Raw genomic sequence first — 2821 nt, 5'->3', positions numbered from 1 at the left:
GCGGCGCTTCCCTCGTCTCCCCCCATCACGGCGCGGGCGACAAGGACTCGGCCGCCCGCGCGGCCGGCAACGCCTTCGCGGTCTTCTGGACGACCGCAACCGTGGTCGCGGTGGGCGGCCTGCTGGCGAGGGAACCGTTGCTGCGAGCGCTGGGCGCGAGCGGAGAGACCCTTGGGTACGCGCGCGACTACGCGACCATCCTCATCGCGGGCGCGCTGTTCGCCACGGGATTCTCCAGCCTGGTACGCGCCGAGGGCCGCATGCGTTTCTCCACGTTCATCTGGGTCACCGCGATCGCCGTCCAGATCGCCCTCGACCCGGTGCTGATCTTCGGCTTCGACATGGGCGTACGCGGCGCCGCCATCGGCACCGTCTGCGGCCAGGCGGTCTCGGCCGCGATGGCGGTCTGGTTCTTCTTCCTCCAGCGCCGCCGCCCCTACCGCATCCGGTTGGCGGACCTGCGTTTCCACGGCCCGACCGTCCGGGCGCTGTTCCACATCGGTGCGCCGTCGTTCCTGGCCGGTCTCGGGGCGACGCTGCTGGTCGTACTCGTCAACAACGGCCTCGCCCACTCCGGCGGAGCGACCGCTCTCGCCGCCTTCGCCGTCTGCGCCCGGGTCCAGACCGTCGTGATGATGCCGCAGCTGGGCATCAGCCAGGGCCTGCAACCGGTCGTGGGCTTCAACGCGGGCCGGGGCCGCTTCGATCGGGTACGCCGCGCGGAAATCCTGACGCTGCGAGCGACGCTCCTCTACGGCGCGGTGCTGGCGGCTGTCGTGACGCTGCTGGCCGAGCCCCTGGTCGGCGTCTTCATCGAGGGCGCTACCGCGAGAACGGCGGCCCACGCCCTGCGCATCATCGCCGTGGGCTTCGCGGTCGCCGGCGTCGCGCCGCTGGTCTCGGCCTACTTCCAAGCACTGGGCCGGGCCACGCCGTCCTACCTGATCTCGATCGGCACGCTGCTGGCCGTGAAGATCCCGCTGGTGCTGGCCCTGGGCCTGGTGGGGACGAACGGCATCTGGGCGGCCCTGGCCGCAGGCGAGGTGACGTCGGCGTTGATCGCGTTGGCCATCCTGCGCCACCGCAGGCCCGCGGTGAGTTAACGTCGCGACGTGACGCTTCCGGTGCTGTACGCCGTCGCCTGCGGCGCGCGGCCGGCGGAGGACCTCCCGGCCTTCGTGGCGGCCCTGACCAGCGACTGGAACGTGTGCGTCGTAGCCACGCCGTCGGCGCTGAACTTCTTCGACGCGCCCGCGCTGGCGTCGAGCACCGGCCACCCGGTCCGCTCGGAGTACAAACACCCGGACGAGCCCGACGTCCTGCCACCGCCGGACGCGCTGGTGGTGGCCCCGGCCACCTTCAACACCATCAACAAGATGGCGGCGGGCGCGAGCGACACGCTGGCGCTGGGCCTGCTGAACGAGTCGATCGGCAAGGCCCTGCCGATGGTCGTGGCCCCGGCGGTGAACGAGGCGCTGTCCAGCCATCCGGCTTTCCCGAGAAGCATCGAAACCCTCCGCTCCTGCGGGGTAACGGTCCTGGACCACAGACTGAGGCCGTTCCCGTGGGCCGCCCTCGCGGCCGCAATCGGCGAGTTCCGCGCCGGCCTCTAGCCGCGATTTCGCCGTCGGCCGGTTGGGGTGGCGGCCAACCGGGGGTAGAGATCGCGTAGCAGGGCGATCTCGGCGCCGTGGTGGGTCTGCTCGTCGATGAGTGTTGTGATGACGTCACCGGCGCTGCGGGGTGCACCCAGATGGCTCGGGCGCATCTGTTGCAGTTGCTCGTCTGTGGCCTTCTCGAGCCATGAGCCGACCGGCTCCCGGCTGTCGTGCCAGTACCTGCGGGCTGCATCTGCGGATCCCGGGAGGACGAGATCGGGAAACATTCGGCTGCCGGGACCGAACGCGTGCTCCCAGTAGATCCAGTTGCCGTTCGCCACGTGGACGAGTCGCCACGCGATTGTCGTCAACGGCGCCGGGTCAGGGGGCGGCCAGTCGTAGTCGATCTCCCACCGGTCCGGTGTTGTCGGGTGCCGGCGCACTGTCCAGCATGATGGTGCCGGTTCCCAGAAGAACTCGGCGTCGGACATGTCGGCCAGGCGTTGTCGTAGCCGGTCGCCGGAGGTTTGCCATTGCCGGCGTAGCACCTCAACCACGCTGGTCATCGCTTCGGGACACCTTCCTCCGTCGGTGGTTCATGCGCGCCACTCGAACCTGGCGTTGCGGCGGCCGTCCGGCCGGTCACTGCACGACCGGGCTGCGGCGTTCCAGCAGAATCACGTCGCGCCAGCGGCCGTGGTGTTTGCCCACCCTCTGGCGGGTGCCGATGACCCGGAAGCCGCACGCCTCGTGCAGCGCCAAACTCGCCCTGTTCTCCGGGAAGATGCCCGACTGGATGGTCCAGACGCCCGCCTCCTCCGTCGCGCGGATCAGCGCCTCCAGCAGCATCCGGCCCACCCCACGGCCCCGCCCATCCGGGTGCACGTAGACCGAATGCTCGACCACGCCGGCGTAGACCGGCCGGTCGGACACCGGCGTGCATGCCGTCCAGCCCAGCACCCGGTCGCCGTCGAGGGCGACCAGGCGGTGTGTCCGGGCGGCGAACTTCTCCCAGGGCGGCGGCTCCGTCTCGAAGGTCGCGTCGCCGGTCTCGATGCCCAGCCGGTAGATGTCGAGGACCTGCGCGGCGTGCTCGTCGCGCATCGCGGCGACGACCGTCATGCCGGGTCCAGGAAATGCCATCACCCAGTAGTACACCCAGGTTGCGCAGTGGGAGGGTGCGCCCGGCACGAGAGGGGGGCCCCAAAAAAAGCACCGGGCAG

The 2821-nt window shown here is 70.5% G+C and carries 4 protein-coding genes; 2 read left to right on the top strand and 2 right to left on the bottom strand.

Annotated features, from left to right (window positions below):
* Both AB0M20_RS36080 and AB0M20_RS36075 read left to right on the top strand, forming a co-directional pair.
* Positions 1-1103, top strand: a 1103-nt coding sequence (locus AB0M20_RS36080; RefSeq protein WP_364305095.1) for an MATE family efflux transporter, incomplete at its 5' end; no start/stop codon positions are given.
* Positions 1104-1112: 9 nt separating this feature from the next.
* A complete protein-coding gene (locus AB0M20_RS36075) occupies positions 1113-1613 on the top strand; it encodes a flavoprotein (RefSeq protein WP_364305093.1) in 501 nt (166 codons plus the stop codon).
* On the opposite strand, the gene AB0M20_RS36070 is transcribed toward AB0M20_RS36075, so the two are convergent.
* Together AB0M20_RS36070 and AB0M20_RS36065 are read right to left on the bottom strand one after the other, a co-directional pair.
* Positions 1610-2164 (bottom strand): DinB family protein, encoded by a 555-nt coding sequence (locus AB0M20_RS36070; protein ID WP_364305092.1) that lies wholly within the window; start codon positions 2162-2164, stop codon positions 1610-1612. The genes AB0M20_RS36075 and AB0M20_RS36070 overlap by 4 nt on opposite strands.
* A gap of 76 nt (positions 2165-2240) precedes the next feature.
* Positions 2241-2720, bottom strand: coding sequence for an N-acetyltransferase family protein (locus tag AB0M20_RS36065; RefSeq protein ID WP_364305091.1), 480 nt, complete (start codon positions 2718-2720; stop codon positions 2241-2243).
* Positions 2721-2821: the final 101 nt, after the last annotated feature.

Origin of the sequence: Actinoplanes sp. NPDC051633 (assembly GCF_040681735.1) — a bacterium.
GTDB lineage: Bacteria > Actinomycetota > Actinomycetes > Mycobacteriales > Micromonosporaceae > Actinoplanes.
The sequence above is the reverse complement of the archived record's forward strand: the minus strand, read 5'-3'. Positions and strand labels throughout refer to the sequence as shown.